This is a genomic window from Dyella sp. ASV21, assembly GCF_016428975.1.
GTDB lineage: Bacteria > Pseudomonadota > Gammaproteobacteria > Xanthomonadales > Rhodanobacteraceae > Dyella.
Genome location: NZ_JAELTT010000060.1, coordinates 1 through 24054, shown reverse-complemented (window position 1 = coordinate 24054; position 24054 = coordinate 1). Strand labels below are relative to the sequence as shown.

The following is a 24054-nucleotide window of genomic DNA, read 5'->3' as shown; positions in this document are numbered from 1 at the left end:
GGCCGTGGCGAAACCCTCGGCGCTCTTCTCCAGCGCCACCTTGGCCACCACCCGCGAACGATCCTGGCTCAGGCGCACACCGGTTACCCGGCCGATCACCACGTTCTTGAACTTCACCGGCGTCTTACCCGGGTCCAGGCCTTCGGCGCTCTGGAAACTGATGGTGATGGTGGGGCCCGCATCGATCCACGCATGGATCACCAATGACAAGCCCACCAGTGCCGCGATGACCGGCACCAGCCACACCAGCGAGGCGTTGATGCGCGGCCGTTGCACCACGGGTTCGGGCAGGTCGTCCGTTATCGGCTTATCAGTCATCGAAGTCCCTGCTATCCCAGATCAGTCGCGGATCGAACGTCATCGAGGCCACCATGGTAATGACCACGGTGAGTCCAAAGAACACCACGCCAGGCAAAGGCTCGACCTGGCTGAAAAAACCGAACTGCACCAACGCGGTAAGCAGCGCTACCACAAATACGTCGAGCATCGACCAGTAGCCGATGAACTCCACCAGGCGGTACAGCTTGGCGCGCTGGCGCTGGGCCCAGCCGCTGCGCCGCTGCGAACTGATCAGCAGCAGACCCAACGCGAAGAATTTAAGCACTGGCACCACGATACTGGCCGTGAACACGATGACCGCCAGGTCCGGCGACCCCTTCACCCACAGTTCGATCACACCGCTGAGGATGGTGTTGTCGTCCACATCGCCCACGCTCACCGTCCGCATGATCGGCAGCACATTGGCCGGGATGTAGAAGAAGAACGCAGCGATCAGCAATGCCCAGGTACGGGTGTAACTGGCCGCCTTGCGGCGATGCAGCGCGCTGCCACAACGGGGGCACGCGGCGTCGGGCTCGCTGATATCACGGCATACCAGGCCGCAAACATGGCATCCGATAAGGCCTAGCTCGCGGGCGCGCGGCAATCGACTCATGCCGGCCGCTCCTCGGTGAGGTCCCACAGCCGGCGCACGTCGATGCTGGCGAAGGCGGTGATGATCATCATCAGCACGCCGTAGGCAAACACACCCACATTGGGGATCACATCGAAGTACATATGCGCCTTCACAATGGCCACCAGCGCGCCCAGCACGAATACTTCGCTCATGGTCCACGGACCGATGTGATAAAGCGTGACCATCGCCAGGCGAAAGCCCGGCGCGCGCCGCCCCGTACGGGCGAACAGCAAGACCCAGCCCAACAGCAACATCTTGCCGATGGGAAAGAAAAACAGCGTGCAGGCGGCAATCACCGAGACCACCTGCGAATGGTCCTTCCACATCATCACGATGCAGCCCCACAGTGTGGTGCTGATGAGCTGGCCGTTGAGGCCCAGGGTAACGATGGGCCAGATATTGGCCTGGGTGAAGGCGATCATGGCGGTGATCACCAGGGCCAGCATGCCGCGCACGCCCATGCTGTGATAGCGCGCCAGGATGGCATCGCAGCGCACACAGCGGGCCACCTCGCCGCATGCCAGCTCGCGCCGGTGATACACCGTATCGCAATGCTCGCAAACCCACAGCCGTGGGGGCGCGATATCGGGTTGGCTGCCTGGCACGGGCGTGGTCATCGGGGGATTTTCGCAAATATCGATGGCAAACGCCGATAGGCCGTTCGGCACCGTGTTCACGATGCGCATACACACGGCGGCGAGAAGCCCGGGCGACCTTGATATGCTGCCCGTCGGCCCTGATCTGAAGGCCATTCGTCCAAGGGAGTCCCCAGTGAGTGCCACGACCGCCGATACGCATGTCTTTGACGTGCGCGAGGACAATTTCGAAGCCGAGGTGCTGCAAGCCTCGCTGACCACGCCGATCCTGGTCGATTTCTGGGCAACCTGGTGCGGCCCATGCAAAACCCTGGGCCCGATGCTGGAAAAGCTCGCTGCCGAGTTCAACGGCGCCTTCCGCCTGGCCAAGGTGGACGTGGACAAGTCCCAGCAGCTGGCGGCGATGTTCGGCATCCGCAGCATCCCCACTGTCATGCTGGTGAAAGACGGCCAGATCGTGGACGGCTTTGCCGGTGCGCTGCCGGAAGGTCAATTGCGCGAGTTCCTCACCCGTCACATACAGGCGCTGGCGGACGATGCCGGCCCCGCCGAAGCCGAGGCCCCGGAAGCACCAGAAGCCGCCATCCATCGTATTCAGCAGGCCATTGCCGCCGAGCCGGACAATGCCGAGCTGAAGCTCGACCTCGCCCTGGCGCTGATGCGCGCCGGCCAGGCCGACGCGGCCGAAGCCGAACTCGCCGTCCTGCCCGCCAACCTGGCCACCGATGGTCGCGCCGTACGCCTGCGCAACCAGCTCGATCTGGCACGCGCACTCCAGGGGGCGCCCTCGCTGGGCGAATTGCAGCAGCGTGTGCAGGCCAATGCCGCCGACTGGGAAGCCCGCGACCTGTTGGGCGTGCGCTTATTGCTGGAAGATGATGCCGCAGCCGGTCTGGAGCAGTTCCTTGCCATCTTGGAACGTGCCCGCGACTGGAACGACGGCCAGGCCAAGAAGCGCTTGCTGGCCGCCTTCGCTACCCTCGACGACGCCGAACTGGTCGGCCGTTACCGCCGCCGCATGGCATCGCTGGTGTTCTGAGCACATCGGGCGGGGCGTAAACGCCCCGCCCGATGCATACTCAGTGCGAACCCACCGCGCTCGACGCACCGCCGATATTGCGATCAAGGAACTGGTTGATCCGCTCGAACAGCTCCACGGTGTTCTTCTCGTTGTAGAAACCGTGCGCTTCGTCGGACTTGTACAACCACTCGTGCGCAATGCCGCGACTCTGCAGGGCAGCATGCAACTTCTGGCCATGCTCCGGCGGCACACGGGTGTCCTGTCCACCGACCACGAGCATCACGTTCGCCTTCAGTGAATCCAACTGATTGATCGGCGAATGGGCGGCCAGCTCCTGCTCGTTGTCGCCCAACCGCAGGCGCAGGTAGTTCTTGGCGGACACCACATTGGACGCATCGCCGTTCTTGTACATCAAGCTCAGGTCGTAAACGCCGACATAGCCGATCGCGCAGCGATACAGGTCCGGTTCCTTGACAGCGCCTTCCAGCGCGGCGTAACCGCCGTAACTGGCGCCAAAGATGCAGATGCGACCGGGATCGGCGATGCCCTGGGCGATGGCCCAGTGGGTGGCATCGGTCACGTCATCCTGCATCTTGCCGCCCCACTGGCGGTAGCCGGCACGCTCGAAGCCATAGCCGTAGCCGCCCGAACCGCGATAGTTCACCTGCAGTACCGCATAGCCACGGGTGGCCATCATCTGCACGTAAGGATCGAACTGCCAGTAATCGCGAATGCCAAACGGACCGCCATGGATAAACATCACCAGCGGCAAGTGCTTGGCCTCTTCGCGACCCGGCGGCATGCTGAGATACGCATGCACGGTCAGGCCATCGCGCGCCTTGAACTCCACCGGCTGCATGGATGCCATCAGATCAGGCTTGATCCACGAAGCGCGCTTGAATAAGAACGTAGCCTTGCCGGTCGCGTTGTCCCACAGATAGAACTCACCCGGATCCATATCCGAGGATGCCAGCGCCACCGCCTTGTCACCACTAAGCGTGCTGGAAACGACGCGCACGCTTTCGCCAGGCAGCGCCTTCGAAAGCGTTGCGATGACCTTGGTGGTATCGGCCCCCGCCATGATGGGCTCGACCGCCGGCATGCCGGGCGCTGTGTACACGCCCACGACGTCCAAATGATCCAGGCTGTGCACGAGCCCCTCGATGTCGCTGGTCGCGCTGCTCCATACCGGAGCTTTGAGCGTCTGCGTGGCGACATCCCAGGGGCATAGGGCCGCGACTTTGCCGGGCGCGCCGCATGTCATGTAGACCACGCTGTCGTCGCGATTGAAAGCCAGCGGCCATTCTGCGCCGTGCTCCAGGGAGCCCAGCGAAATCTGCTTCCACGGCTTGCCGTCACCCTCCCGGTAGAAGACCTGCGAATGGCCCTGACTGGCCAGACCCATCGCAAAACGCACCTCGCCATGATGGTCCGCCAGCAGCTCCGCATTGCGCAGCGGTGCCTTGCCTACCGGACGCTTGGATCCATCACGAACATCCATGAGGTAGGCCGTGGTGAATGCACCGTCGCTGCCCTCGTCCCAAGGGTCGACCCCGATCAGGACATGGTTGTCATCGTTGGGCAGGGTAGAAACCAGACTGGCGCTGGCGCGCTCGGACGTCACTTTCTTGATCATGGTGGCACTGTTGGAGGTACCACCTGCGCGGTAGCCAAACAGCAGGGCCGCACCCGTACCATCCGCATTGACGCCGAAGATCTCGCCCGTGGCGAACGGACGATCCCAACCCGACACCTTGGTGCCTTCGGTGTACAACACTCGCTTGTTGTTGGCCCACCAGAAGTTGACGACCTGGTTGCCCTCGCGCGGCGTCACCATCACGCCCTTCTCGGTGCTCAGGTCGATCAGCGCCAGCATCGGCTTGTCTTTCACCACCACGGTGGCGGCCAGGTAATGCCCGTCGCCGGAAATCTTTACCTCGTTGTACTGCATGTGCTTGGCCAGGTCCTCGAAGGACACCGTTCCAGCCCATGCGGGTAAGGCCCAGGCCAACCCAAAACCGGCCGCCATGTGCAGGCAGCGCTTAAGCGTCCGCTTCATTTCTACCCCCTTGATGTTGCGTGTCCCACACGCCGCTGCGCGACACGGTACGCCAGAAGGCCCCGGCCGTCGACATCGCTGCCAGGCATGCCGGCCGGGTGTCATCCCTCGACCCGGCAGATCGTAAGCCTATGCCATCAAGGGTAAGGCGCGCAGGGTCAGAAAGGGCTGCCTGGCACGCGCACCCAGCCTTCCATCAGCACGCGCGCGCTGCGACTCATGATGGCCTTGGTGACGGTCCATGCGCCATCGACCCGCGTCGCCTCCGCGCCTACCCGCAACGTGCCTGAGGGATGTCCAAAGCGCACGGCCTGACGCTCGCCGCCGCCCGCCGCCAGGTTCACAAGCGTGCCCGGGATAGCTGCCGCGGTGCCGATGGCGACCGCGGCCGTACCCATCATCGCGTGGTGCAACTTGCCCATCGACATGGCACGCACCAGCAGATCGATATCGCCGGCAGCGACGTGCTTACCGCTGGACGAAACGTAATCGGCCGGCCTGGCGACGAAGGCGATCTTGGGCGTGTGCTGGCGCGTGGCAATTTCCTCCAACGAGCGGATGAGGCCCATGCGCAATGCACCGTGCGCGCGGATCGTTTCGAACATCGCGAGCGCCTTGGGGTCGCTATTGATCGCATCCTGCAGCTCGGTGCCGGTATAGCCGATCGCCGCCGCCTCGACGAAGATGGTCGGAATGCCCGCGTTGATCATCGTGGCCTTGAGCGTACCCACGCCCGGCACGTCAAGATCATCGATCAGGTTCCCGGTGGGGAACATCGCGCCACCCGCGCCCTCTTCTTCAGCGGCGGGATCGAGGAATTCGAGCTGCACTTCCGCTGCCGGGAATGTCACGCCGTCGAGTTCGAAATCGCCGGTCTCCTGTACCTCGCCCTGGGATATGGGCACGTGAGCGATGATCGTCTTGCCGATGTTCGCCTGCCAGATTCGCACGGTGGCGATACCGTCGTGCGGCACGCGCGACGCATCGACCAGACCACCCGCGATGGCGAACGGACCGACGGCCGCCGACAGGTTGCCGCAGTTGCCGGTCCAATCAACGAAGGCCTTGTCAATGGCGACCTGGCCGAACAAGTAGTCGACATCGTGATCCGGCCGGCTGCTCTTGGACACGATCACGGTCTTGCTGGTGCTGGAGGTCGCACCACCCATCCCGTCGATCTGCTTACCGTAGGGATCGGGGCTGCCAATCACACGCAGCAGCAAGGCATCGCGCGCGGCACCCGGTTGCTGTGCCACCTCGGGCAGGTCGAGCAGGCGGAAAAACACGCCTTTGCTGGTGCCGCCACGCAGGTAAGTGGCAGGAATGCGGATCTGGGGAAGCGATGCCATCGATGTTGTCCTGTGTTGACTGGGCCAAGCCTCGGCCCGGGTCACGAATGCGGGTGATGCCAGCGGCCGCGCCGTCCACCCGCCATCTCCCGATGAATCCGTCATTCCTGCGAACGCAGGAATGACGGGCGGGCGGCCGAAGGCGCAGCCGGCAGGCTTCCTTTACGCCGCCTGCGAAGCCTCGAGGAAGTCCTGCGCAAAGCGCTGCAGCACGCCGCCGGCTTCGTAGATCGACACTTCTTCGGCCGTATCGAGGCGGCACATGACGGACACCTCCACGCGCTCGCCGTTCTTGCGATGGATCACCAGCGTAAGATCCGCGCGCGGCTTGCGTGCACCGATCACGTCGAACGTTTCGGTGCCGTCGATGCCCAGCGTCGTACGGCTTGTGCCGGGCTTGAACTCCAGCGGCAGCACGCCCATGCCGATCAGGTTGGTGCGATGGATGCGCTCGAAGCCTTCGGCGACGATCGCCTCCACGCCCGCGAGGCGTACACCCTTGGCAGCCCAGTCACGCGACGAACCCTGACCGTAGTCGGCACCCGCGATCACGATCAGCGGCTGCTTGCGATCCATGTACGTCTCGATCGCCTCCCACATCCGCATCACGCGGCCTTCCGGCTCCACGCGCGCAAGCGACCCCTTCTTCACCGCGCCATCGACCACCGCCATTTCGTTGACCAGGGTCGGATTCGCAAACGTCGCGCGCTGCGCCGTCAGATGGTCGCCGCGGTGGGTCGCGTAGGAATTGAAGTCTTCTTCCGGCAGGCCCATCATGGCGAGGTACTCGCCGGCCGCACTGTCCAGCAGAATCGCATTGGACGGCGAAAGATGATCAGTGGTGATGTTGTCGCCGAGCACCGCCAGCGGTCGCATGCCCTTCAGCGTGCGCTCGCCTGCCAGCGCACCCTCCCAATACGGCGGACGGCGGATATACGTGCTTTGCGGCCGCCAGTTGTAAAGCGGCGCCGCGCGCACGCCCGCGCTGGCCGAACGCGCGAACATGGGGTCGTAGACCTTGCGGAACTGCTCGGGCTTCACGCTGGAGGCGACAATCGCATCGATCTCCTCATCGCTCGGCCAGATGTCCTTAAGCGTAACGGGCTGCCCGTGGGTATCGACACCGAGCACGTCCTTCTCGATGTCGAAGCGGATGGTGCCGGCAATCGCATAGGCAACGACCAGCGGCGGCGAGGCCAGAAACGCCTGCTTCGCATAGGGATGGATGCGACCATCGAAATTGCGGTTGCCGGACAACACGGCCGTGGCGTACAGATCCCGGTCGATGATCTCCTGCTGGATCGCCGGATCGAGTGCGCCGGACATGCCGTTGCACGTAGTGCAGGCGAACGCGACGATACCAAAGCCGAGCCTTTCGAGATCAGGCAGAAGGTTCGCCTCCTTCAGGTACAACTCCACCGCCTTGGACCCGGGGGCGAGCGAACTCTTTACCCATGGCTTGCGCGACAGACCACGCGCGTTCGCGTTGCGTGCCAACAAGGCGGCGGCAATCACGTTGCGCGGGTTGCTGGTATTGGTACAGCTGGTGATCGCAGCAATGATGACCGCGCCATCGGGCATCTGGCCCGGCTTTTCTTCCCACGTGCCGGCGATGCCTCGCTCGGCGAGATCGGACGTCGGCAAGCGCTTGTGCGGATTTGACGGACCGGCCATGTTGCGCACCACGGACGAAAGATCGAACGTGAGCGTGCGCTCGTACTGTGCGTGCCCAAGCGAGTCGGCCCACAAGCCGGCCGTCTTGGCGTAGGTCTCCACGAGCTTTACCTGCTCATCGCTACGGCCGGTAAGGCGCAGGTAATCGATGGTCTGGCCATCAATGAAGAACATTGCGGCCGTCGCGCCGTACTCGGGCGCCATGTTCGAGATCGTGGCGCGGTCGCCCAGTGTGAGGCTCGCCGCACCTTCGCCACGGAATTCCAGATACGCGCCGACCACCTTCTCCTTGCGCAGGAACTCAGTGAGCGCGAGCACGATGTCGGTCGCCGTGATGCCGGGCTGGCGCTTGCCGGTGAGTTCGACGCCGATGATGTCCGGCAGGCGCATCCACGAGGCCCGGCCGAGCATCACATTCTCGGCTTCCAAGCCACCCACGCCGATCGCGATGACGCCGAGCGCATCGACGTGCGGCGTGTGGCTGTCGGTGCCCACACAGGTATCCGGATAGGCGACACCGCCCTGTGCCTGGATCACCGGCGACATCTTCTCCAGATTGATCTGGTGCATGATGCCGTTGCCCGGCGGGATCACGTCGACGTTTTCGAACGCCCTCTTCGTCCAGTTGATGAAGTCGAAGCGGTCTTCGTTACGGCGATCCTCGATGGCGCGGTTCTTGGCGAACGCGTTCGGATCGAAGCCGCCGCATTCCACGGCGAGCGAGTGATCGACGATCAGCTGCACCGGCACCACCGGATTCACCTTCGCCGGATCGCCACCGCGCTCGGCGATCGCATCGCGCAAACCCGCGAGGTCGACCAGCGCCGTCTGGCCCAGGATGTCGTGACATACCACACGCGCCGGAAACCACGGAAAATCGCGCTCGCGCTTGCGCTCGATGATTTGCTTGAGCGAATCGGCGAGGATCGCCGGATCACAACGGCGCACCAGGTTTTCGGCAAGCACGCGCGAGGTGTACGGCAATGTGTCGTAAGCACCCGGCTCAATCGCCTCCACGGCGGCGCGCGCGTCGAAATAGTCCAGCGACGTGCCAGGTAGAGGTTTGCGGTAGGCGGTATTCATGATGTGGGAAACCCTAGGGATGACGTTCGGCGGACCGCAGAAGGCTTGCGACCTGCGCCCGCCGCCTGCGTTCACCGCTGCTCAATCGGCCCGCACCGGCGGGTCTCGCGGACCCAGGCAGCGCGCGCTCGAGCGGGTGGAAGTGCCGCCCGCGCGATATCCGAACAGCACGGGAAACCCCATGTATCGGCGACGAAGGCGAACATTTCACCCGGGATGAAGGGTTGGTCGAACAGCCGCGCCTTCAAGCGCCCAGTGTACCGCACCGGCTTGTGCTTGGCCCACCGAACCGACGAGCGTGGCAAGCGCATGTTCCAGCACGCCGAGAACGTACGCCCGCAGGCCTCCCGCAAGCGTTGTACGACTTATGTCGCATGCTGGGCCGACACCCGGAAATGCGGCTGGACGGTTGATTGGAACAATCAACACATCGACCCTATTGCGCTTGCCGGCGACCCGGCATGCACCGCCCATGTGCCGTGGCGCGGTGGTGCATATGGCCAGGGCAGCACGCATGCGCCGACAGCGCACAAGCGAAGGGGATACCACAAACATACGCATACGTATGCTTGCGCTATCCTAGCCGCCCCTCCCCCGAAAGCCCCGATATGCGCGCTTCCACTTTTCGCCGCCTGATGAACCTGTGGCCGCCCTTCCTGTTCAACAGCATCCGCGTGCAATACGTGTCGGAGGATTGGTCGGAGCTGCGGGTGGTGCTGCGCCTGCGCCCGTGGAACCGCAACTACGTGAGGACCCAGTTCGGCGGCAACCTGTTCGCCATGACCGATCCGTTCTGGATGTTGCTGGCCATGCATCAGCTAGGTAACGATTACTTTGTGTGGGACAAGGCCGGCACCATCGATTTCGTCGCGCCGGGCCGCGAAGACGTATACGCCCACTTCAAGCTGGAGCCGGCCGTGGTGAACGAGTTGCGACGCGATGCGGCCGACGGCGAAAAGGTGCTGCGCTGGTTCGACGTGGACATCACCACCCGTAGCGGTGAGGTGGTCGCCAAGGTACGCAAACAGCTCTACGTGCGGTTGAAGCCCAAGGCGCGCACCAGCGAGGATCAAGCGCGCTCGAACGCAAGCACGTCCTCCAGCGCAGCCTGAGCCCGTGCAATGCTTCCGCCAGCGGCCTCACGGCCGAGGGCGGCGGCAAAGCGCTCGCGCCCTGGCCGCCTTGACCATGCCACGATGCCGAGCAACACCAGCAGGCAACCCACGCCGCTGGCAACAAAGCCCCACACCACGCCCGGCGCGTGCGCCCACAGGTCCACATTCCACCACGCGTCGAACAGCACCAGCACCAGCGGTATCCAGATAAAGCAACCAAGCGCGCCAAATACCGGTGCTTCCACGCCGACTCGCCAGGCGCGTAGTTGGGCCAGCCGCTTCTGGATCACCACGACGGGCTGGCCGTAATCGACCCGACCGATCAGGTACAGGTTGCGTGCCGATGCCAGCACGATCAATACACCGTAAACGTGCAATGCCACGCCGCTCAGCAGCAGATGAAGGTTGCTGCGATGCGCGCTCCAAAACCCCGCCGACAGCACGATCAGCACCACGCCAACAAGGATCTGCAGCACTTGCCCCCAACGCAGCGGGCGCAGTCGCCGCTGAGCCCGCTCGACCCCACTCGCCTCAAAGCGATGCATCTCCAGCGCGTATTGCCGCTGCAACTGGCGATCGAGCTGCTGCCAGGCCGTCTTGAAGTCATCGAGTTCCATTAGTCGCCTCCTTCCACCAGGGCGGCTTGGCTGGCCTGCGCCCGCAGGCGCTGCTTCACCCGGCCGATCTTGGTGGCTACGTTGGTAACGCTGATGCCGAGCACGTCGGCGATGTCCGCGTAACTGCGGTCTTCCAGGTACAGCAGGATCAGCGCGCGATGCAGCGGATCGAGTTCACCGATAAAGCGATACAGGGCCGTCAGTCGCTCGTCGGGCTCGACCACCGCCTCCACACCGATCTGCTCCAGATGCTCGGCACCCAGCGATTCCACAAAGGCCGGCTCGCCACTCACCCGGCGATGCTGGGAAATGGCTACGTTCAGGGCGATCCGATACATCCAGGTGGAGAAACGCCCCCGCGCCTCATCGAAGCTGGGAAAGGCGCGCCACAACTGGGTGCAGATCTCCTGCGCCAGGTCGCGACGATCCTCCATGTCGCGTGCATAAGCCCCCGCCACCTTGAAGACGATGCCCCGGTGCTCGTGCAACAAAGCCTCGAACCGCTGGTGATCCCGTTTGTTCATCCGCTTTATCCGCGTGCTGATGATTCAGTGATTCGCCAGCCTGGAGAAAAAATCACAGCGCCGCCCGGGCAACCCCAGCGCGAGCTCTCGCCTACAATGCCTGACTCCGTCCCCCGGGTACCCATCCATGCCTCGCCTGCGCCTAAAACGCTACCTGCTTACCGGCCTGCTCACCGTCATTCCCCTGTGGGTGACCTGGGTGGTGTTCAAGTTCGTGCTCAGCCTGCTGGCAGGCATCGGCGCGCCCCTGGTGTCCGCCCTGCTCGCCTCGCTGGCCGCCAGTTCGCCCAAGGCCGCTGCCGCCCTGGACAGCGCCGTGCTGCTGTTCGTGCTGGCCCTGCTGCTTACGCTCGCGGTGCTCTATGCCGTCGGCTGGCTCGCCAACCGCATGATCGGCCAGCGCCTGATCGATGGCTTCGACGCCCTGCTGGCGCGCATTCCGCTGGTGCAAACCATCTATGGCGGCACCAAGAAATTGATGGCGGTATTGCAGCAGAAGCCCTCGGGCGTGCAACGCGTGGTGCTGATCGACTTTCCGCGCCGAGGCATGAAGGTGGTGGGCTTTGTCACCCGCGTGATGATCGAGGAAGGCACCGGCCGCGAGATGGCCGCCGTGTATATCCCCACCACGCCCAACCCCACCGGCGGCTATCTGGAAGTGGTTGCCGTGGACGAACTCACCCCCACCGACTGGACCATGGATCAAGCCATGGCTTTCATCATTTCCGGTGGCGCGGTGGCGCCTGATACCTTGCCGGCCTCGCCCGCCGCCTTGCGCGGCGACCATCAGGACCCTGCATGACGCCTCGCCGCCTGTTCACTGCCACCGTGCTGGTCGTGGCCGCCCTCAGCGCCCACGGCGCCGACTGGACCACGCCCGCCGAGGCCTCGCACTTCCGCACCACGCCGGACCTCGCCAGCACGCAGGACTACCTGCGGCGGCTGGCCCAGGCTTCGCCTGGCAAGATCAAGCTGGAGACGTTTGGCGAGTCGCCGCAAGGTCGCCCCATGACGGTGGTGATCGCCAGCGGCGATGGCACGTTCGACCCGGTGGCCGCGCACGCCAAGGGTCGACCGGTGGTACTGGTGCAGGCCGGCATCCACCCGGGCGAAATCGAAGGCAAAGACGCCGGCCTGATGCTGCTGCGCGACTTCGCCGTTACCGGCAAGCTGCCGCATCTGCTCGATAACGTGGTGCTGGTGTACATCCCGGTATTCAGCGTGGACGGTCACGCCAATTCATCGCCGTATCACCGCATTAACCAGAACGGCCCGGAAAGCATGGGCTTTCGCGGCCAGGCGCAGTACCTCAACCTCAATCGTGACTACGTCAAGGCCGACGCGCCGGAGATGCGCGACTGGTTGAAGCTGTGGCAACACTGGCAGCCGGACCTGTTCATGGATATCCACACCACCGATGGCGCGGACTACCAGTACGACCTCACCTGGTATCTGGAAGATGCCCACAAGCTGGACCCGGCGGTAAGCGCCTGGCAACAGGACACCTTTGCCAACAAGGTAATGCCCGCCTATGAAAAGCGCGGCCACCTGCAGTCAATCTACCTGGAACTCAAGGACGGTCGCGACCCGCGCAAAGGCATCGAGAACTTCGGCTCCGGACCGCGCTTTTCCACAGGCTACGTGGCGCTGCAGAACCGCCCCGCCCTGCTGGTGGAAACGCATATGCTCAAGTCGTACGAGAACCGCGTGCTCGCCACGCGCGATCTCGTCGAGCTGACGCTGGAACAAGTCGCGCGCGACGCTGCCGCCCTGCTGGCCGTCAACCGCAAGGCCGATGCCCATGTCATCGCTCGCGCCGCCGACCCGAGTGCGCGGGTGCCGGTTACCTTCAGGCTCGACCCGCAGTCCACGCCATACACGTTCAAGGGCTACGCGTTCCAGATCACGCATAGCGACATCTCCCATAGCGACTGGATTCAGTACGACCCCAGCCACAAGCAGAACTACACCATTCCAAATTGGAACGGCCTGCTGCCCGACCTCAGCATCACGCCACCCGCCGCGTACGCGATCCCGGCGCAATGGGATCAGATCATCGCCAAGCTCGATGCCCACGGCATCGGCTACCAACGCCTGACGCGGGCAGTCAAGGTCAAGGCCGGCACTTATCAGCTGGACCACCCTCAGTGGGCCAACAAGCCATTCGAAGGCCACCTGATGCTGCGTGACTTTCAACTCAGTGAAGTCAACCGCGAGGTGGAGCTTCCCGCCGGCTCGGTGATCGTGCCCATGAACCAGCGCGGCGCGAATGTCGCGATCCATCTACTGGAACCGCAGGCCCCCGACTCGCTGCTGCGCTGGGGTTTCCTCAACGCGATCTTCGAGATCAAGGAATACGGTGAGCCACGCGTGCTGGAAAAGCTGGCGCGCGACATGGAAGCCAACGATCCAGCGCTGAAAGCCGCGTTCGATCAAAAGCTCCACGACGACCCCGCGTTCGCCGCCAGCCCGGAAGCACGCCTGATGTACTTCTTCGAGCGCTCGCCGTGGTACAGCGCGCAGGATGTGGGGGCGTATCCGGTGTTCAAGTTGGACGCCGGGGCGCTGCAGCAAATCAGGGCTGACTGAGCCTGCGTCACGCAGCCTTGGCGAAGTGCCGCGGCCTGGCATTCACGACGCGATGTGAAAGAAAGGGGGCGCTCTCGCGATGGGGCGCGCCCACATTCCGCGATAGAACAAGAACCTAACCCACTACCTCAAACGGCCGCATCATCTCGTTGGATGCATGCTCCAGCAGGTGGCAATGCCATACATAACGCCCCGTATAACCCTCGAAGCGAATGATGTAACGCGTCACCATGCCTGGATACACCTGTGCCGTATCCTTCCAGCCGGCCTCGTGAGCCGGTGGCGGCTGCGCTGGCCCGGTGTAGCGCAGCGTCTTTGAATCAAGGTATGCGTCCACATCGAACGGTCGGCGATCCAGGATCTGAAAGCGCACCAGATGCAGATGGATCGGATGCGTGTCTTCGGTGAGATTCACCAGGCTCCAGATCTCCGTGCTATTCAGGCGCGGCTTCTCGCTCACCGGCTCATGCCAATGCTTGCCGTCCAGCAACATCAGCATCGGCTCGGCCACGCAATCGCTGTACTCATCGATGGTCAGCACGCGTGTGGTGGAGGCCGAAGATTCCGGCGTGCGCGGCACCTCGCGCAATATCGCCGGCACGCGACTATCGTCGCGCTCCTGCCCTGCGGCCACGTCGAAGCGCATCAACGGTAGCGTATCGTTCATCAACTCCAGGCTGCTGCCGCCCAAGCCGGCGAAGTCGATGATGAGATCGGCGCGCTCGCCCGGCGCGAGAAACAGACTGGTCTGCGTCACTGGCGCGGCAAGCAAGCCCTGGTCGCTGCCAATCTGCAGGAAGGGTCGCTGCCCACGCAGGCTCAATCGGAAAAATCGCCCGTTCGCCGCATTAAGCACGCGAAGGCGGTAACGGCGCGCACGCACATCATGCCTGGGTAGCAGCGTGCCGTTCACAAGCATGGCGTTGCCAAACACTTCCGGCACCCAAGGCGCATCGCTCACGCCCGATACGGGATAATAAAGCTCACCCTGCTCGGTCAACAGGCGATCGCTAAGCACCAGCGGCAACTCGAAATCGCCGGACGGCAAGCCGAGTGCGAGTTCGTGCTCGTCGCGTAACAGGTACATGCCGAACAGGCCCGCATACAGATTCAGCCGCTCGATGCCCATGGTGTGGTCGTGGTACCACAGCGTGGCGGCATCCTGCCGGTTGGGGTAGGTCTGCCGGCGCGCCTGACCTGGCACGAACCAATCGGTGGGATAACCATCATCCGACGCTGGCACGCGGGCACCATGCACGTGTACCACCGCGCGCACCTCCGGCTTGTCCGCTTCCGCTCCGCAGATGTGGTGATCGATCGGCAGGAAGTGCTTGGTCGGAAGCTGGTTACGCCACTCCACCGCCAGGGCTTCGCCGCTGCGCGCCTCGATGGTCGGACCCGGCAGGCTGCCGCCATACGTCCATACGCGCGCGGGCGCCAGGTCACGATGAAAGCGCTGCTCGGTCTCGCGCATAGCCACCCGCAGCGGACGACCCGCGGAAGCACGCAGCACCGAGGGCACCGGCAACGGATCCACGAACGGCGCAAGACGCGTGGGATCGAGCAAGCGCGGCACGTTGGCCTGATCGGCCACGGCGTGCTGGCACAGCGCACCGGCCTGCTTGCCATGCATGGTCATCGGCATGTGCATGCCCCATGCGCGAAGACTGCCCGCCCCAGCCAGCCAGCCCATACCCTGCAGGAAACGACGACGCGACGGATGCAAGCGCGAGGCACTCCAGGCGAGTTAAATGCGAAACGCCCCGGGCCGAGGCCCGGGGCGTCGTTATCACCTTAAACGATCAACCGCGCGGCGTGTGGGACAGGCTGGCCCACGGCCACGGCGACGGCTGTTGCACCGGCTGGCCGGTCTGTTCGTCCAGCACCAGCTTGCGATGGCCGGCGAACGGCTGGGAGAAGTCGAACAGATGCTCCAGCGTGCCCGCTTCGGCGTCGAAGGAACCGCCACCGATGCGCTTACCGTGCAGCCAGTTGTCCTCGATAAAGCGCGTGATCGAGCTCTGGTCGGTCAGCGTGTGGTCCACATGATTGCTGCGCGCCCACGGCGAGATCACCAGCAGCGGCAGGCGCGGACCGTAACCGCAACGACCCTGTACCGGCTGGCCGTTGCCATTCACGCCGGGCAACGTGCCGTGCGCCTTGCACAGACCAGCGCCATCGAGTGCATCCTGGCTGCTGCTGGAGGCGTTCACGCGCGGTGCCGCCTGGTGGTCGTACCAGCCGTCGGAGTCGTCATAGGCGATCACCACCGCGGTATCGCGCCACTCCGGCTGCTGCTGCAGGAAGTTGATCACGTGCACGATGAACTGCTGTTCGTCCAGCGGATCGGAATAGCCCGCGTGACCATCCTGGTACCCGGAGGCCTTGAGAAAGCTCACCGCCGGGAAGTTGCCGGCGCTGACCGCCGTGTAGAAATCGTTGAGGTCGTACTGGTGGTTCGCCGCATCGCCCTGATGACCGATCGCCATCACCGAGCTGGGACGCGCGTGCGTGGGGTTGGCGGTGGAGGTGTAGTACTGGAAAGGCTGGTGATGCGGGATGTAGTCTGCCTTGGCCACCTTGGTCACGCTGGACGTGGTGCTGCGCTTGCAACCGGTGGTGCCGTTGGCATTCACGTGGGTCAGATCGAAGCCACCCTCGAAGAAACCCCAGCTCGCACCGGCATCGTTGAGCATATCGCCAATATTGCGACCACCCAGCTGAACCTGATTGCCCGACGGCGACGAGCACACGTCACCGATCGGATCGGCGTCGCTGATCAGCGTCTGGCCGCCCTGGCCGTCGGCTACCACGGCCCCGGTGCCGTTGAGCGTCTGCGTCACGCCATTGGTTTGGCCGGACACCAGGTTGATCGCACCCGGCGTCGAAGGACCGAACGTGGTGTTGTAGCTGTTGTCGCTCATGGCGAACCACTGCGCATAGTTCCATAGCGCGGTAACCGTGTTGCCGTCGTAGTAACCCATCACCTGGCCCGCCCCATTCTCATCGGCGGGTGCCCCGGGCAGCGTCTCGCCCGAGCCGGTGTACTTGGGGAACAGATCCATGGCGCCGCCATCGAACGCCTGCTGCTCCGGACCGTAGTCGTGATCCTGATCGGCGGTGGCGGCCTGTGCGCGAGCGAGGCGGAACGGGTTGATCGCGCCGCTGCCGTTGGCGCTATTGGCCTGGTTGGGGTTGTGCGTGAGCAGCGCATTGCTCAGCCCATTGACCTTGGGCGTGAACGGACGCGCATAGAAGGTCGGCTCGCCAGGCGCATTGGCGGCATTGGGATAGGTGCCGAAGTAGTGATCGAACGACACGTTCTCCTGGAAGATCACCACCAGGTGCTTGATGGGCGTGGACGTATGAAAGTCCCCATGGTGCCAACGGGCATCGGTGACAGCCTCCGCATGCACCGGGAGCTGGGCGAGAGAAACGGCGGAAGCGCTGAGAACGCACGCGGCAATGCAGACTGCGAGTTTGGTTCGCATGAAAGGCCTCTTTCGGTCGCGGTGGTGCGCTTCCCCTCAAGCGCTGATTGGCGCGGACCTTAGGGAGTGAAGGTGACAGGCGGATAACAAAACGACATCGAATTTTCATGCGACTGTCGCACTTGTTTGCGTTAGCGCAACAAGACCGCCAACAGCGACACCACAGCACCAAGCGGACCCGCCGACACCATGGCCAGACTGGCGACACTGCCCTCTTCCGTCCCCACGTCGCAGGCCTTCGCCGTGCCTGCACCCTGAGCGGCTTGGCGGCGCATCCGTTGGCTAGCGTGGATTTGCGCTGGCGCCTGGTGTGGGCCTGGCCACACGGGGCCGCGCTACCCCCGCCGCCCGCGCGTGGCTGGCCCTGGTTGCACAAACCGCCCCTGACCTTTGACACTGTTTGGACCGTGACTTGCGGCCTAGCCTGAAAGGTCACGATGGCGACACGGAGGTTTGGTGCCCCGCGCTCGCTCGTCATCCTTGCCGCCCATGCGGGCACCGACCCACCAGAGGGAAATCCATGACCAAGCCGTATATGAAGCCCATCGCGCTCGCCGTGAGCCTGGCGCTGTCGCTTACCGCCTGCGGTAAGCACGAGGAGGCCCAGCAGGCCGCCCCGGCCCCCGCCAGCACCGCCCCTGCCGCCGCCCCTGCCGCCGCCGGCACCACCGCGGCCGCTGCGCCCAAGAGCGTGTTCGATGTCAGCGAACTGGACAGCAACATCCAGGCCTGCCAGGACTTCAACGGCTTCGTGAACAGCAAGTGGGTGGCCGCCAACCCGATCCCGAACGACCGCAGCCGCTGGGGCGCGTTCGACAAGCTGGCCGACGACAGCCTCAACACGCAGCACGAGATCGTCGACGCTGCCGCCAAGGACGCCGCCAACGCCAAGGCCGGTTCGATCGAACAGAAGATCGGCTACCTCTACGCCGCCGGCATGGACGACGCCGCCATCGAAAAGGCTGGCTTTGATCCGATCAAGCCGCGCCTGGACGAAATCGCCGCGATCAAGAACGGCAAGGACGTCGCCGACTACATCACCAAGAGCTTCTCGCAGGGTGACATGCAGGTGTTCATGTTCGGCGCCAGCGCCGACTTCAAGAACGCCAAGATGCAGATCGCCGTGGCGTTCCAGAGCGGCCTGGGCCTGCCCACCCGCGACTACTACCTGGATGACAAGTACAAGGACATCCGCGACGCCTACGTCGACCACATCGCCAAGGCGTTGGAACTGACCGGCGTGGCCGAGGCCGACGCCAAGAAGCAGGCCGGCCAGGTACTGGCGTTCGAAACCGAACTGGCCAAGGCCTCGCTGGCTCCGGTGGAACTGCGCGACCCGGCCAACCAGTACCACTTCGTCAGCGTGAAGGAAGCGGACAAGATCACCCCGCACTTCAACTGGGACGATTTCTTCAAGGCCCAGGGCGTAACGGTCGACAAGGGCTTCTCGCTGTCGCAGCCGAAGTTCTTCGCCGAATTCGACAAGCTGCTGGCCAGCGCGCCGGCGGACCAGTGGCAGGCCTACCTGCGTTTCCACGCCATTGACGATGCCTCGCCGTTCCTGAGCAAGGCTTTCCAGGACAACAAGTTCGACTTCTACGGCAAGACCCTCGCCGGCCAGCCGGAGCAGAAGCCGCGCTGGAAGCGCGTGCTGGGCGGCGTGAACGAGTCCATGGGCGAAGCGTTGGGCCAGCTGTACGTGGCCAAGGTGTTCACCCCGGAAGCCAAGGACCGCGCCAAGGAGCTGGTGGACAACGTGCGCAATGCGCTCAAGGCACGCATCCAGACGCTCGATTGGATGAGCGACGAGACCAAGGCCAAGGCCATCGCCAAGTGGGATACCTTCCTGCCCAAGATCGGCTACCCGGACAAGTGGCGTGACTGGTCGGGCCTGGAAGTGAAGCCGGGCGACTACTACGGCAACGTGCAGGCCGCCGCCAAGTTCAACTACCAGTACGACCTGGCCAAGATCGGCAAGCCCACCGACCGCCTGGAGTGGGGCATGACCCCGCAGACGGTCAATGCCTATTACAACCCGACCGACAACACCATCAACTTCCCGGCCGCGATCCTGCAGCCCCCGTTCTTCTACGCCAACGGTGACGACGCCATCAACTACGGCGGCATCGGCGCGGTGATCGGTCACGAAGCCAGCCATGGCTTCGACGATGAAGGCAGCCAGTTCGACGGCGAAGGCAACAACGTCAACTGGTGGACCAAGGCCGACCGCGAGAAGTTCGACGCGCGCACCGACAAGCTGGTCCAGCAGTTCAACGACTACACGCCGATCAAGAACAAGCCGGATGCGCACGTCAACGGCAAGCTGACCCTGGGCGAGAACATCGCCGACCTGGGCGGCCTGAACGTGGCGTACGACGCCCTGCAGGAAGCGCTGAAGAAGAACACCCAGGAAGCCGGCGAGAAGATCGAGGGCTACACCCAGGACCAGCGTTTCTTCCTCAACTGGGCCCGCGTGTGGCGCGGCAGCGTGCGTGAGAAGGAGGCGCTGCTGCGCCTCAACACCGACCCGCATGCTCCGGCCTCGCTGCGTGCCATCGGCGCGCCGTCCAACATGGAAGCGTTTGCCACGGCGTTCCAGTGCAAGCCGGGCGACACCATGGTGCGTTCGGGCGATAAGCAGGTGAAGATCTGGTAAGCCCCCGCCGCCGCGCTTCGGCGCGGCGGCCCTAGCTTCTGCAAGATCCGGAAGGCGTCGTGCGCAGGCACGGCGCCTTTTTCGTTGCGCCGCCGCTTGCCCCTATCCCATGGCAAGTGCATCGTGCGCGCACACGAGCCGTGCACCATTTACATGGTTCCATGCGCGCGCCCGTATCCCTGGGGAGCCACGATGCGCATTGCCGCACTACTGCTGTTGGCCATGGCCGCGCTGACCGGCTGCGCCGGCGCGCCCCGGCAACCGGCGCCGCCACGGCTGATCTCCGGCGCCATGCCGGAGGGTTACGACACCACCGTTCGTCTGCTGGCCTCGGACATGGAGCAGTTCGTAAAGCGCTCGCCGGAGTTCTTCCAGGGCATTCGAAACTCAGCCACCGGCGGCTCGCTGGACATACTCGCCATTTCCGGCGGCGGCTCGGGCGGCGCCTTTGGCGTGGGCGCGCTGACCGGCCTGAGCCGCGCACACGCCCGCCCACGGTACGCGTTGGTGACTGGCGTGAGCGTGGGCGCTCTGATGGCCCCCTTCGCCTACCTGGGCAGCGACTGGGACGATGCCATGCAACAGGCCCTGGGCGGCGACAAAACGACCGCGCTGCTGCATTCGCCCAAGCGTACGCTGTTCGCGCGTCTGCTGGTGCCACTGGGTTTTCATCACGGCCCGCTGTTCCAACTGGTAGACAGCTTTGTGACCCCGGCGATGATCCAAGCCGTCGCACGCGAAAACGCCAAAGGACGGCGTTTGCTGGTCGCCACCACCGATATCGACAAGCAGGAAACCATGCTGTGGGACATGGGCGCTATCGCCACGCTCGGCGGCGAGCGCGCCCGTGAAACCTTCCGCGATGTGCTGGTGGCGTCGGCCAGTGTGCCTGGCATGTTTCCGCCGGTGCTGATGCACGTAACCGACGGCGTGCACCACTACGACGAAATGCATGTGGATGGCAGCGTCACCGCGGCGGTGTTCACCACGCCCTTGATTGCCGAACTGCATCCGGAAACCCTGTCCTCGCTGCGCGGCGCGCACATCTACATGATCGTCAACGGACAGATGCACCGCTTTCCCAAGAGCACGCCGGTGAAGACGATCAACATTCTCACCAACAGTTTCGGCGCGGGGCTGGTGTACAAGACGCGCGAAGCGGTAGCCGAAACGATTGCCCTCGCGCGCCAGCTCGACATGCAGTTCGAGATGACCTTGATCCCGATGGACTACCCGATGGGCACTTTCATCGATTTCCACCCGCAGACCATGCGCGCGCTGTTCGACTATGCCGCCGATTGCGCGGCCAGAGGACGCCTGTGGGTGACGCCGGAGCAAGGCCTGCGGCGCAACCTGATGGCACGCAGCATGCCGGTGAAAGGCCCACCCTCATGCCCCATGGACGACCCGGACATCGGCGACGGCAAGCCGCTGGAACGCACTCAGCCTTGACGCGCGCGCCGGGCCTCGTAGGCCTTCAGATGCGCATATGCCGTGCGCAGCAGCGTCAATGAATCGCCCTCGGCGCCGGCGCGCGCCAGCAGATCGCCAACCACATGGTCAGCCTCGATCGGAGCGCCCTGCTCCAGATCCCGCATCATCGAGGCACTGAGCGCCGAACCGCCTTCGGTAAGCACGCCGCGCGCACGCGCCAGCACGGCGTCGCTGGGGGCATGCTGCTGAAGCTCGGCGACGCGGCGGCAGTTGTCCAACATCTGCAAGGTCGCCCACTCGCCGCCCGGCGCCGCCATGATGTCGCCCACCGGTGCGCGCATCAGACACGTCATGCCGGCGAGCGAGGCGAGAAACACCCACTTGTCCCACATGTCCTGCAGGATGGTGGTGCTCAGGCGCGGCTCGAACTTGGCTTGCGACATGACCGCCAGCACGCGCTCCACGCGCGGTGAGCGCGAACCATCGCGCTCGCCAAAGGTCAGCCCGTGCGACGCGTTGAGATGACGCACCACGCCTTGCGCATCCAGCGTGGCGGCAATCACGCATTGACCGCCGAGCACATGCTGCGCACCAAAGCGCGCATCGAGCAGGTCCAAATGGCGCATGCCATTGAGCAGCGGCACGATCACCGTGTGCGGCCCCACGGCGGGAGCCATGTCTTCGATCACCTGCGGCAGGTGATACGCCTTGCAACTGAGCAGGATCAGATCGTAGCTGCCATCGATCGCCCCAGCCTGCACGGTGGTGGGTGCGGCGAGTGTGGCGTCGCCATGGCTGCTGCGAATGAGCAGGCCATCGCGCGCCAGTTGGGCGGCACGACGCTCGCGCACCAGAAAGCTCACATCCTGGCCGCTTTCCAGCAGTCGCCCGCCGAAATAGCCCCCGGTGGCGCCCGCGCCAATCACCAGTATCCGCATGGCTCGATCCTCTCGTCAGTCAGATCGCGAAGCCTACCGCATGCCTCCGTTCCCCCAGCCGGACCAAGTGCCTGCGTCCGCGCGCCCACCCCGACAATAATTGCAACTCATTCTCATTAACAATAACATTACCAACCACGCCGCCCCGGGACCGCCCAACGATCCCACCGGTTTTGTCCCACTTCACCGCTTTGACACCCATGTCGCGACCGACGCCCGCCACCGCCAGTTCGTCGTTTCGCCCGGCCCAGCGCTTGCGCTGACCGGCCCACCACTGCCCCGACGAGCATTTCATGGCCTACATCAAGAGCCGCAAGCACAGCGCCACGCGCAACGCACTCGCTACCACCCTCCTCACTGGCCTGGCGCTGGCCCAGCCCGCGCTGGCCGCCGACACCCCGCCAGACGCCACCACGCAGCCCAAGAACCTGCCCAGCGTGCAGGTGCAGGCAACCGCCGTGAGCGACTACAAGGTGGATAACCTCGCCTCGCCCAAGTACACCCAGCCGGTGCTGGATACCACCCAGACCATCAGCGTGATCGGCAAGGATCTGTTCCTGGAGCAAGGCGCCACTACGCTCACCGAGGCGTTGCGCAACAGCCCGGGCGTGGGCACGTTCTACGTTGGCGAGAACGGCAGCACCTCCACCGGCGATGCCATTTACATGCGCGGCTTCGATACCTCCAGCAGCATCTTTGTCGATGGCGTACGCGACCTGGGCACCATCTCGCGCGACATCTTCAATACCGAGCAGGTCGAAGTCATCAAGGGGCCGGCCAGCACCGACAACGGACGCACCGCCCCCACCGGCGCCATCAACATGGTGAGCAAGCAGCCGGAACTGGCCAATGGCGTGTCCGCGTCCTTCTCCTACGGCAGCGCGGACCAGCGTCGCACCACCGCCGACTGGAACCAGGCGGTGAGCAGCAGTGCCGCGTTCCGCCTCAACGTCATGGGCCAGGACAGCGGCGTACCGGGGCGTGACCAGGTGCAGAACAATCGCTGGGGCGTCGCGCCCAGCTTCGCCTTCGGCCTGGGCACGGCCACGCGCGTCTATCTCAACTATCTGCACGTGAAGCAGGACAACACACCCGATGGCGGCGTGCCGACCATCGGCCTGCCCGGCTACAGCTCGCCCGACCCCAAGCGCCCGTTTCTCACGAACGCGCCGGAGGTGGATTCGTCCAACTTCTACGGCACCGCCGCCGACCACGATCGCGTCAGGGCGGACATGTTCACCGCACGCGTGGAACATGACTTCAACGACCACGTGACCTTGCACAACACACTGCGCTGGGGTCGCACCACCGAGGATTATCTGCTCACCTCGTTCATGGGTAGCGCGGCCAACCTGCTTACGCCCAACCCCAGCGATCCCTCCACCTGGACGATTGCCCGCAGCAACCCGACGTTCAAGCATTCGGCCAACCGCATCCTCACCGATCAGGCCAACCTCACCGCCAACTTCGACACGGGCGCCATCACGCATAACCTCAGCACCGGCATCGAATTGACCCAAGAAAAGGCCACCACCATCGGCCAGGCCTCAGTCAATGGTGCCTTGTGGCCGGCGGCCAATCTGTACGACCCGAACTGGAACGTCAGCGTGCCCGCGTACGCACAGACCGGCGCCTACACCAATGGCAAAACCGACACAGCGTCGGCCTATGTGTTCGACACGCTCAAGTTCGCCGAACGCTGGCAGGTCAATGCCGGCGTGCGCATGGATCACTACACCACCGACTACAGCAGCGCCGTGCAGTGCGGCACCAAGGGCAACCCGGTTTGCGGCAGCCTGCCCAGCGCCAGCATCGTGCCGGGCCTGAATACGCGCGTCAGCGATAACTTGTGGAACTGGAAGCTGGGCGTGCTCTACAAGCCTGCGCCGAACGGCTCGGTATACGTGAACTACGCGGTGTCGGCCGAGCCGCCGGGCGGCAGCACGCTCACCC

The 24054-nt window shown here is 64.3% G+C and carries 19 protein-coding genes; 7 read left to right on the top strand and 12 right to left on the bottom strand.

What is annotated here, in order from left to right:
- The 3 genes from JHD67_RS16630 to JHD67_RS16620 all read right to left on the bottom strand — a co-directional run.
- On the bottom strand, positions 1–318 hold a 318-nt coding region (locus JHD67_RS16630), incomplete at its 3' end, for an MlaD family protein (protein ID WP_199100352.1).
- Complete coding sequence (locus tag JHD67_RS16625) at positions 311–934, bottom strand: paraquat-inducible protein A (RefSeq protein WP_199100351.1); 624 nt, start codon at positions 932–934, stop codon at positions 311–313. The genes JHD67_RS16630 and JHD67_RS16625, both read right to left, overlap by 8 nt.
- On the bottom strand, positions 931–1572 hold the full coding sequence (locus JHD67_RS16620; RefSeq protein WP_199100354.1) for a paraquat-inducible protein A: 642 nt from the start codon (positions 1570–1572) through the stop codon (positions 931–933). Before JHD67_RS16620 ends, JHD67_RS16625 begins: the two co-directional genes overlap by 4 nt.
- Positions 1573–1726: 154 nt before the next feature.
- Here JHD67_RS16620 and trxA point away from each other — a divergent pair, with 154 nt between their 5' ends.
- The gene (gene trxA, locus JHD67_RS16615; protein WP_343214387.1) at positions 1727–2590 is read left to right on the top strand and encodes a thioredoxin; all 864 of its coding nucleotides are present in this window, start codon (positions 1727–1729) and stop codon (positions 2588–2590) included.
- A gap of 40 nt (positions 2591–2630) precedes the next feature.
- Here trxA and JHD67_RS16610 read toward each other — a convergent pair whose 3' ends face one another.
- The 3 genes from JHD67_RS16610 to acnD all read right to left on the bottom strand — a co-directional run bounded on the left by JHD67_RS16610 (position 2631) and on the right by acnD (position 8737).
- Positions 2631–4631 (bottom strand): prolyl oligopeptidase family serine peptidase, encoded by a 2001-nt coding sequence (locus JHD67_RS16610; RefSeq protein WP_199100349.1) that lies wholly within the window; start codon positions 4629–4631, stop codon positions 2631–2633.
- Between the two features lie 158 nt (positions 4632–4789).
- A complete protein-coding gene (gene prpF / locus JHD67_RS16605) occupies positions 4790–5980 on the bottom strand; it encodes a 2-methylaconitate cis-trans isomerase PrpF (protein ID WP_199100348.1) in 1191 nt (396 codons plus the stop codon).
- Positions 5981–6142: 162 nt separating this feature from the next.
- Positions 6143–8737, bottom strand: a complete 2595-nt coding sequence (gene acnD, locus JHD67_RS16600) for a Fe/S-dependent 2-methylisocitrate dehydratase AcnD (protein WP_199100347.1) — start codon at positions 8735–8737, stop codon at positions 6143–6145.
- 608 nt (positions 8738–9345) lie between these two features.
- Here acnD and JHD67_RS16595 point away from each other — a divergent pair.
- Positions 9346–9849 (top strand): DUF4442 domain-containing protein, encoded by a 504-nt coding sequence (locus JHD67_RS16595; protein WP_199100346.1) that lies wholly within the window; start codon positions 9346–9348, stop codon positions 9847–9849.
- Here the strand turns inward: JHD67_RS16595 and JHD67_RS16590 are convergent.
- A complete protein-coding gene (locus JHD67_RS16590; RefSeq protein ID WP_199100345.1) occupies positions 9807–10469 on the bottom strand; it encodes a hypothetical protein in 663 nt (220 codons plus the stop codon). The genes JHD67_RS16595 and JHD67_RS16590 overlap by 43 nt on opposite strands.
- The gene (locus tag JHD67_RS16585) at positions 10469–10993 is read right to left on the bottom strand and encodes an RNA polymerase sigma factor (protein WP_199100344.1); all 525 of its coding nucleotides are present in this window, start codon (positions 10991–10993) and stop codon (positions 10469–10471) included. The genes JHD67_RS16590 and JHD67_RS16585 overlap by 1 nt, the downstream gene beginning before the upstream one ends.
- Before the next feature lie 127 nt (positions 10994–11120).
- Here JHD67_RS16585 and JHD67_RS16580 point away from each other — a divergent pair, with 127 nt between their 5' ends.
- Both JHD67_RS16580 and JHD67_RS16575 read left to right on the top strand, forming a co-directional pair.
- Positions 11121–11795 carry a DUF502 domain-containing protein gene (locus JHD67_RS16580; protein ID WP_199100343.1) on the top strand — a complete coding sequence of 225 codons (675 nt, stop codon included), beginning with the start codon at positions 11121–11123 and terminating at the stop codon, positions 11793–11795.
- A complete protein-coding gene (locus JHD67_RS16575) occupies positions 11792–13582 on the top strand; it encodes a M14 family metallopeptidase (protein WP_199100342.1) in 1791 nt (596 codons plus the stop codon). The genes JHD67_RS16580 and JHD67_RS16575 overlap by 4 nt, the downstream gene beginning before the upstream one ends.
- 115 nt (positions 13583–13697) lie before the next feature.
- On the opposite strand, the gene JHD67_RS16570 is transcribed toward JHD67_RS16575, so the two are convergent.
- The 3 genes from JHD67_RS16570 to JHD67_RS16560 form a co-directional block, all read right to left on the bottom strand.
- Positions 13698–15227, bottom strand: a complete 1530-nt coding sequence (locus JHD67_RS16570) for a multicopper oxidase domain-containing protein (protein ID WP_233171983.1) — start codon at positions 15225–15227, stop codon at positions 13698–13700.
- A 157-nt stretch (positions 15228–15384) separates the two neighbouring features.
- Positions 15385–17073: an alkaline phosphatase family protein gene (locus JHD67_RS16565; protein ID WP_199100341.1), complete on the bottom strand. Its 1689-nt coding sequence runs from the start codon at positions 17071–17073 to the stop codon at positions 15385–15387.
- 131 nt (positions 17074–17204) lie between these two features.
- Positions 17205–17348, bottom strand: coding sequence for an LrgB family protein (locus JHD67_RS16560; protein ID WP_199100340.1), 144 nt, complete (start codon positions 17346–17348; stop codon positions 17205–17207).
- 245 nt (positions 17349–17593) lie between these two features.
- On the opposite strand from JHD67_RS16560, the gene JHD67_RS16555 reads away from it, so the two are divergent.
- Both JHD67_RS16555 and JHD67_RS16550 read left to right on the top strand, forming a co-directional pair.
- A complete protein-coding gene (locus JHD67_RS16555; protein ID WP_199100339.1) occupies positions 17594–19729 on the top strand; it encodes a M13 family metallopeptidase in 2136 nt (711 codons plus the stop codon).
- Between the two features lie 192 nt (positions 19730–19921).
- Positions 19922–21181, top strand: a complete 1260-nt coding sequence (locus JHD67_RS16550; protein ID WP_199100338.1) for a patatin-like phospholipase family protein — start codon at positions 19922–19924, stop codon at positions 21179–21181.
- Here JHD67_RS16550 and panE read toward each other — a convergent pair.
- A complete protein-coding gene (panE, locus tag JHD67_RS16545; RefSeq protein WP_199100337.1) occupies positions 21172–22101 on the bottom strand; it encodes a 2-dehydropantoate 2-reductase in 930 nt (309 codons plus the stop codon). The two genes, JHD67_RS16550 and panE, sit on opposite strands and share 10 nt — an antisense overlap.
- Positions 22102–22394: 293 nt before the next feature.
- On the opposite strand from panE, the gene JHD67_RS16540 reads away from it, so the two are divergent.
- A partial coding sequence (locus tag JHD67_RS16540) for a catecholate siderophore receptor Fiu (protein WP_199100336.1) occupies positions 22395–24054 on the top strand: 1660 nt, incomplete at its 3' end.

Coding starts and splice junctions, on each gene's coding strand:
- JHD67_RS16610 (WP_199100349.1), bottom strand. CDS start 4,631: ATGAAGCGGACGCTTAAGCGCTGCCTGCACATGGCGGCCGGTTTTGGG.
- JHD67_RS16565 (WP_199100341.1), bottom strand. CDS start 17,073: ATGCGAACCAAACTCGCAGTCTGCATTGCCGCGTGCGTTCTCAGCGCT.
- JHD67_RS16620 (WP_199100354.1), bottom strand. CDS start 1,572: ATGACCACGCCCGTGCCAGGCAGCCAACCCGATATCGCGCCCCCACGG.
- JHD67_RS16550 (WP_199100338.1), top strand. CDS start 19,922: ATGCGCATTGCCGCACTACTGCTGTTGGCCATGGCCGCGCTGACCGGC.
- JHD67_RS16570 (WP_233171983.1), bottom strand. CDS start 15,227: ATGCCGATGACCATGCATGGCAAGCAGGCCGGTGCGCTGTGCCAGCAC.
- panE (WP_199100337.1), bottom strand. CDS start 22,101: ATGCGGATACTGGTGATTGGCGCGGGCGCCACCGGGGGCTATTTCGGC.
- JHD67_RS16555 (WP_199100339.1), top strand. CDS start 17,594: ATGACCAAGCCGTATATGAAGCCCATCGCGCTCGCCGTGAGCCTGGCG.
- JHD67_RS16580 (WP_199100343.1), top strand. CDS start 11,121: ATGCCTCGCCTGCGCCTAAAACGCTACCTGCTTACCGGCCTGCTCACC.
- JHD67_RS16625 (WP_199100351.1), bottom strand. CDS start 934: ATGAGTCGATTGCCGCGCGCCCGCGAGCTAGGCCTTATCGGATGCCAT.
- JHD67_RS16575 (WP_199100342.1), top strand. CDS start 11,792: ATGACGCCTCGCCGCCTGTTCACTGCCACCGTGCTGGTCGTGGCCGCC.
- prpF (WP_199100348.1), bottom strand. CDS start 5,980: ATGGCATCGCTTCCCCAGATCCGCATTCCTGCCACTTACCTGCGTGGC.
- JHD67_RS16590 (WP_199100345.1), bottom strand. CDS start 10,469: ATGGAACTCGATGACTTCAAGACGGCCTGGCAGCAGCTCGATCGCCAG.
- JHD67_RS16560 (WP_199100340.1), bottom strand. CDS start 17,348: ATGCGCCGCCAAGCCGCTCAGGGTGCAGGCACGGCGAAGGCCTGCGAC.
- JHD67_RS16595 (WP_199100346.1), top strand. CDS start 9,346: ATGCGCGCTTCCACTTTTCGCCGCCTGATGAACCTGTGGCCGCCCTTC.
- JHD67_RS16585 (WP_199100344.1), bottom strand. CDS start 10,993: ATGAACAAACGGGATCACCAGCGGTTCGAGGCTTTGTTGCACGAGCAC.
- acnD (WP_199100347.1), bottom strand. CDS start 8,737: ATGAATACCGCCTACCGCAAACCTCTACCTGGCACGTCGCTGGACTAT.